Annotated in this window: 7 protein-coding genes; 1 reads left to right on the top strand and 6 read right to left on the bottom strand. The window is 69.3% G+C overall.

What is annotated here, in order from left to right:
* Positions 1 to 198 precede the first annotated feature (198 nt).
* Positions 199 to 567, bottom strand: coding sequence for a hypothetical protein (locus ACFDR9_RS26620; protein ID WP_017878073.1), 369 nt, complete (start codon positions 565 to 567; stop codon positions 199 to 201).
* 308 nt (positions 568 to 875) lie between these two features.
* Here ACFDR9_RS26620 and ACFDR9_RS26615 point away from each other — a divergent pair, with 308 nt between their 5' ends.
* The gene (locus ACFDR9_RS26615) at positions 876 to 2,336 is read left to right on the top strand and encodes a sensor domain-containing diguanylate cyclase (protein WP_017878074.1); all 1,461 of its coding nucleotides are present in this window, start codon (positions 876 to 878) and stop codon (positions 2,334 to 2,336) included.
* Between the two features lie 85 nt (positions 2,337 to 2,421).
* Here ACFDR9_RS26615 and ACFDR9_RS26610 read toward each other — a convergent pair whose 3' ends face one another.
* From ACFDR9_RS26610 to ACFDR9_RS26590, 5 genes are all read right to left on the bottom strand, one after another.
* A complete protein-coding gene (locus ACFDR9_RS26610; RefSeq protein WP_017878075.1) occupies positions 2,422 to 3,252 on the bottom strand; it encodes a Rossmann-like and DUF2520 domain-containing protein in 831 nt (276 codons plus the stop codon).
* Positions 3,252 to 3,827 carry a DUF924 family protein gene (locus ACFDR9_RS26605; RefSeq protein WP_409032918.1) on the bottom strand — a complete coding sequence of 192 codons (576 nt, stop codon included), beginning with the start codon at positions 3,825 to 3,827 and terminating at the stop codon, positions 3,252 to 3,254. The genes ACFDR9_RS26610 and ACFDR9_RS26605 overlap by 1 nt, the downstream gene beginning before the upstream one ends.
* A gap of 11 nt (positions 3,828 to 3,838) precedes the next feature.
* Positions 3,839 to 4,582, bottom strand: a complete 744-nt coding sequence (locus ACFDR9_RS26600; RefSeq protein ID WP_409032917.1) for an MgtC/SapB family protein — start codon at positions 4,580 to 4,582, stop codon at positions 3,839 to 3,841.
* A 26-nt stretch (positions 4,583 to 4,608) separates the two neighbouring features.
* Positions 4,609 to 4,866, bottom strand: coding sequence for a hypothetical protein (locus ACFDR9_RS26595; protein WP_017878078.1), 258 nt, complete (start codon positions 4,864 to 4,866; stop codon positions 4,609 to 4,611).
* On the bottom strand, positions 4,863 to 5,729 hold an 867-nt coding region (locus ACFDR9_RS26590), incomplete at its 5' end, for a M24B family metallopeptidase (RefSeq protein ID WP_409032916.1). The genes ACFDR9_RS26590 and ACFDR9_RS26595, both read right to left, overlap by 4 nt.

The following is a 5,729-nucleotide window of genomic DNA, read 5'->3' as shown; positions in this document are numbered from 1 at the left end:
GGGGCGGTTTTGGTGGCATGCACGCATGATGCGTTATCCACGATTCGTTTACAACAACTTTCTACGCTGTACGCTCAGGCTGAATAGTCACAAAAAACCAAGGGCGCGATCCCGGAGCCAGACCTGAAGGGCCGGCCCCGGCTCTTTGCCGTTGGTTTTTATTGCCGCAACAATTGCCGGCCGACCCGGCGCGCGGCGTCAGGCGTAGGCTTCGGCCAGCGACATGACGCGCGGCGCCACGGTGATGCCGACGCCACTGAACAGCGCTTCGATCGAGGCCAGGTTGGCCGCGCATTCCTCGGTTTTCCATCCCTTGAACAAGTCGGTGCCGTCCTTTTGGAAATGCAAATCCAACACCTTGCCCTTGTCCTTGTGCAGATAGTTCGAGTTGTAGGTGTTTTCAAAGCCCAGTGCCTTGAGCGCTTCCAGCACCTGCGTCGGCGGGTTGTCGGGATCGGTCGCCAGGAAGACGCCAAATGTCTTGCCCGGCGGCTTGGCCGCAATGTCGACCTCGTAAATCCCAGGCGCCTTCGTGACGGTCGTACTCTTCAGAAATAACATGTCCATACCTCCTATCCAAATGGCAACGGCGCGCGGCGCCGCGCTCTTGTTATCCAACTGCTGTTCCGTGTACTTGGATTCGTTAGGAAAGATTCCAGTAGTCAAGCTTATTGCTTATTCTCCTCCTTGTCGACTAATCCGGGCAATTATTTGGTAATACGTGGCATTAAAGCGCTACGCTTTGTGCCGACGCGACAGGCGGCCCCGGTTGGCGCGCGCCGATCGGCCATTGCGCGGGCCGGCGCGCTGCTGCATACTTTCAGCAAGCTCTCCCAACGCCGCCCGGACACCGTCTTCGCCTCCACAAAGCCACCATGCGCCCGTTCTCCATCAAGTACCGCCTTCTCCTCTGGCTCACGCTGATCCTGGTCGCCGGTTTCCTGGCCACCAGCGTGGCCAGCTACGTCGCCTCGCGCGACGCCATCGAGCAGGGCATCTCCGAGCAGACGCTGCCGCTCACCGGCGACAACATCTATTCCGAGATCCAGAAGGACATCCTGCGCCCGGTCTTCATCTCCTCGCTGATGGCGCACGACACCTTCGTGCGCGACTGGATTCTGGGCGGCGAGAAGAACCCCGAGCAGATCGTGCGCTATCTGAACGAGGTGAAGCTGAAATACGGCACCGTCAGCAGCTTCCTGGTGTCGGAGCGCAGCCACGCCTACTACTACGCCGGCGGCACGCTGAAATCGGTGCGCGACGGCGAGGCGCGCGACGCCTGGTACTTCCGGTTGCGCGCGCTGGCGACGGCCGACTACGAAACCAACGTCGACGTCGACATGGCCAACCGCGACAGCCTGACCATCTTCATCAACCACCGCGTGCTGGACTTCAAGGGCAACTTCATCGGCGCCACCGGGGTCGGCCTGACGCTCGACAAGATGAGCAGCATCATCGACCGCTATCAGTGGCGCTTCCGCCGCAACATCTATTTCGCCGACGGCGACGGCACCATCGTGCTGGGCGGCAAAACCAGGCAGAGCGAGCGCGGCTCGATCCGCACGCTGCCGGGCGTGCGCGCCATCGCCGGGCGCATCCTGAACCGCGACGTCCGCCCGACCCACCTGGCCTACAGCACCGACGCGGCCAGCATGCTGGTCAATTCGCGCTTCATTCCGGAGCTGGGCTGGTATCTGGTGGTCGAGCAGAACGTCAGCGCCGAGGTGAAACCGATGCAGCGCGTGTTCGCGCTGAACCTGGCCGTCAGCTTTGGCGTCACCTTGCTGGTGCTGGCGATCACGCTGCTGACGGTGAACCGCTTCCAGCGCCGCATCGAGCGGATCGCCTCGACCGACGCGCTGACCGGGCTGTTGAACCGCAAGGCGCTGGAGCTGTTGTTGCGCGACCGCATACTGGCCAGCAAGCGCGGCGGCCGGCCGCTGGCGGCGATCCTGTTCGACATCGACCTGTTCAAGCAGGTCAACGACAGCCACGGCCATTTGTCGGGCGACCAGGTGATCCGCGGCGTCGCCGACCTGGCCGTGGGCGTGGTGCGCGACAGCGACGTGGTGACGCGCTGGGGCGGCGAGGAATACCTGGTCCTGCTGGGCGACTGCAACCTGGAGCAGGCCGGCCAGATCGCCGAGGCGCTACGCCGCGCGGTCGAAGCGCACGACTTCGCGCTGCCGGCGTCGAACGTCCGCGTGACCATCAGCCTGGGCGTGGCCGAGTACCGCCACGACGAAGCCGAGTCGGCGTTCTTCTCGCGCGCCGACAGCGCGCTGTACCAGGCCAAAAACGGCGGGCGCAACCGCGTGCAACTGGCGCCGCGCTAAGGGCCGACGGCGGGCGCTGTTCGTAGCTCGGGCGGGCCGGAACGGCGCAACCCGAGCCACCAACGGTATTCCGGTGGGCCGCGCCTTATGCGCCGCGCTTGCGCCGTGCCAGCGCCGCCGTCGGCGCCACCAGCGCCTGGTACAACGCGCCGCTGTCCGGGTCCCACTGCCGCACGGCGCGCCGCTGCCGCTCGACGGTGGCGAAGTCGCCGCGGGCGATCGGCCCGCTCAGCGCCTGCTCCGGCCCCAGCCTGAAGACGTTGGCGACGGTCTCGTCGACCAGCGGCCGGGCCAGTTCGCGCGCCACCGCCTCCGGCACGCCGGCCGCCTGGTAGGCGCGCAGCGCCGCGTCGAGCACCGTCACCAGGTAGTTGCTGGCGAAGACGGCGGCGGCGTGGTAGACGGTCTTGGCGGCGGCGTCGATCGGCACCGGCCGCGCGCCGATCGCCAGCAGCGCCGGTTCGAGCAGCGCCAGCGCGGCGGCGTCGCCCTCGACGCCGCAGTAGGTGCCGGCGAAGTTGGCGGCCACCAGCGCCGGGTCGGCGAAGCTGCGGATCGGGTGCACGCTGGCCACGGCGGCCCCGGCCAGTTGCGCCGCGCGCAGCTCGCCCGAGGCCAGCGCGCCGCTGCAGTGGAACAGCACCGTGCCGGCCAGGGCGCCGCCGGCGGCCAGCGCCGCGCAGGCCGGCGCGATCTGGTCGTCGCCGACGGCCAGCATGGTGACGTCGGCGCGGCGCAATTGCGCGTGGCCGGCGACGGCCGCGCCGGCTTTGATGAACGGCAGCGCCGCCCGCGCCGACGGCAGCGAGCGGGTCAGCACGTCCTGCACCTGGAAGGCGCCGGCGGCGGCGAACAGGCGCGCCAGCACGGCGCCGACGTGGCCGGCGCCGATGACGTTCAGCGTCAACGCGGGCATCAGAAACCCGATCCCGGCTGGCCCAGGAAGTCCAGCTCGGCCGCCGTCGAGGCGCGCCCGAGGATGGCGTTGCGTTGCGGGAAGCGGCCGAAGCGGGCAATCACGTCGCGGTGCCGGCGGGCGAAATCGAGCATGCCCTCGAAGCCCGGATCGGCCTGGGCCAGCCGTGTAAACAGCGCCACCGCGCATTGCTGCATGGCGGCGTCCTCGGCGTGCTCGAACGGCATGTAGACGAAGGCGCGCTGCCACGGCGCCAGCGCCTGGTCGGCGCCGCCGTCCACCAGCGCCCGTGCCAGTTGCAGCGCCAGCCGGTCGCCGCCGAACGCGGCCGGGGTGTCGCGGTAGACGTTGCGGGTGAACTGGTCCAGCAGCAGAATGCGCGCCAGCGTGCCGCGCGCGCCGTCGCGGTCCCAGTCGGCCAGGCCGCCGGCCAGCGCCTCGCCGATCACTTCGCCGAAGCGCGCCAGCACCTGGCCGTCGAAGCGGGCGTCCTTGCGGAACCATTCGGCGCGCGCGGCGAGGGGCTCGGCGGCGCCGAACCAGAAATCGAGCACCGCGGACGGTTTTTCCCGCATCGGCGCCGCCATCAGTTGCGGGCGTGCGACAATTGGAAGCTGTCGATGCCGGCGAAGGCGGCCAGCTCGGCCGACAATTCGGCCAGCGTGGCGCCGCTGCGTTTGCTCAGGGCGAGGGCGACGAAGCGCCACTCCTGCTTGCCGGCCTCGCTGCCGATCATCAACGAGCCGCCGGCGATCTCGTAGCCGCGGCTCAGGGCGATGCTGCGCAGCGCATCCTCGCGCGGCACGTAATCCCTCTTGAAGCGCATGGTGATGGCCACCGCGTGGCGCGACGGCAGCAGCGCCTCCAGCCGGGACAGGAAGATCATCGACATCGCGCACAGGAAGGCCAGGCCCATCGCCGACAGGTAGAAGCCGACGCCGACCATGATGCCGATCACCGACGAGGCCCAGATCGAGGCGGCCGTGGTCAGGCCGCTGATGTTGAAACCCTCGCGCATGATCACGCCGGCGCCGAGGAAGCCGATGCCGGTGACGATGCCCTGGATGACGCGGGTCGGGTCGGTGGCGACCAGGATGGCGCCGTGGCCGCCGAACCAGAACTGCGGGTAGCCGCCGATGACCGTCAGCGCGCACGAGGCCATGCACACCAGGCCGTAGGTGCGCATGCCGGCGGCGCGGCCGTGGTAGGAGCGTTCGTAGCCGACCATCAGCCCGAGCAGCAGCGCGCCGATCAGGTTCAGCAGGACGACGCCGTTGGTGGCCAGTTCGGACACCGACCAGTAGGAGCTTAACAATTCAATCGACAGCATGCACGGTTCTTTCGACGGGGCGCCGCTTACGGCGCTTTTTTAATCAATTGTTTTTCAAAAGCGACGTCGAGCTTGCTGACGCGCCGCGGCGTTTGCGGCCCCTGGGCGTTGACGAAGGCGACGAAGTCGTCCAGCTCGAGCGGCGCGCACAGCGGCGGCTTGCCCGGCCCCTCGCTCAGGAAGAACAGGCCGGCGCCGGTGCGCGCCATCGAATACTGGGCGTTGCCGCTGCGCTGCTTGAGGCGGTCGACGGCCGAGGTGGCCCGGGTGGAGCGCCCGCTCACAGGGCCGCCGTGCGCTTGTCGAGCCAGGCCAGCGCGGCGCCGCTCACATGCGGCGCCAGGCGCGCGCGCACCGTCGCGTGGTAGGCGTTGAGCCAGTCCAGCTCGTCGGCGCGCAGCAGCGCCGGCTCGATGCAGCGGGCGTCGATCGGGCACAGGGTCAGCGTCTCGAAGCGCAGGAAGTCGCCGAACTCGGTGGCGCCGGCGGCGCCGTTGAGCACCAGGTTTTCGATGCGGATGCCCCAGCGCCCGGGCCGGTAGATGCCCGGCTCGACGGAGGTGATCATACCCTCCTCCATCGCCGTGTGCGGCTCCGGCATGGCCGACGGCGAAATCGTCTGCGGCCCCTCGTGGACGTTGAGGAAAAAGCCGACGCCGTGGCCGGTGCCATGGCCGAAATCGGCGCCGGCGGCCCATAGCGGCTCGCGCGCCAGCGCGTCCAGCATCGGCGACTTGACGCCGCGCGGGAACTGCGCCGACGACAAGGCGATGACGCCCTTGAGCACCAGCGTGAAGTCGCGCCGCTGCTCGGCGCCGATGCGCCCGACCGGCACCACGCGGGTGACGTCGGTGGTGCCGCCCAGGTATTGGCCGCCGGAGTCGATCAGCAGCAGGCCGTCGCCCTCGATGTCGGCGTGCGATTCCTCGGTGGCGCGGTAGTGCACGATCGCGCCGTTCGCGGCGAAGCCGGCGATGGTGCCGAAACTGGGGCTGACGAAGCCGGGGCGGGGGGGGGGGGGGGGGGTGGATGGAGGGTGGGGGGGGGGGGGGGGGGGGGGGGGGGGGGGGGGGGGGGGTGAGAGGGGGGGGTGGGGGGGGGGGGGGGGGGGTGGGGGGGGGGGGGGGGGGGGGGGGGGGGGGGGGGG

This window comes from Janthinobacterium sp. CG_23.3 (assembly GCF_046115965.1).
Taxonomy (GTDB): domain Bacteria; phylum Pseudomonadota; class Gammaproteobacteria; order Burkholderiales; family Burkholderiaceae_D; genus Janthinobacterium.
Note: the sequence above shows the minus strand (reverse complement) of the source record. Positions and strands in the feature narration are given on the sequence as shown.

Bases quoted from the DNA above. Each gene is read 5' to 3' on its own strand.
- ACFDR9_RS26610 (WP_017878075.1), bottom strand. From the start codon at position 3,252: ATGCCCGCGTTGACGCTGAACGTCATCGGCGCCGGCCACGTCGGCGCC.
- ACFDR9_RS26600 (WP_409032917.1), bottom strand. From the start codon at position 4,582: ATGCTGTCGATTGAATTGTTAAGCTCCTACTGGTCGGTGTCCGAACTG.
- ACFDR9_RS26620 (WP_017878073.1), bottom strand. From the start codon at position 567: ATGGACATGTTATTTCTGAAGAGTACGACCGTCACGAAGGCGCCTGGG.
- ACFDR9_RS26615 (WP_017878074.1), top strand. From the start codon at position 876: ATGCGCCCGTTCTCCATCAAGTACCGCCTTCTCCTCTGGCTCACGCTG.
- ACFDR9_RS26605 (WP_409032918.1), bottom strand. From the start codon at position 3,827: ATGCGGGAAAAACCGTCCGCGGTGCTCGATTTCTGGTTCGGCGCCGCC.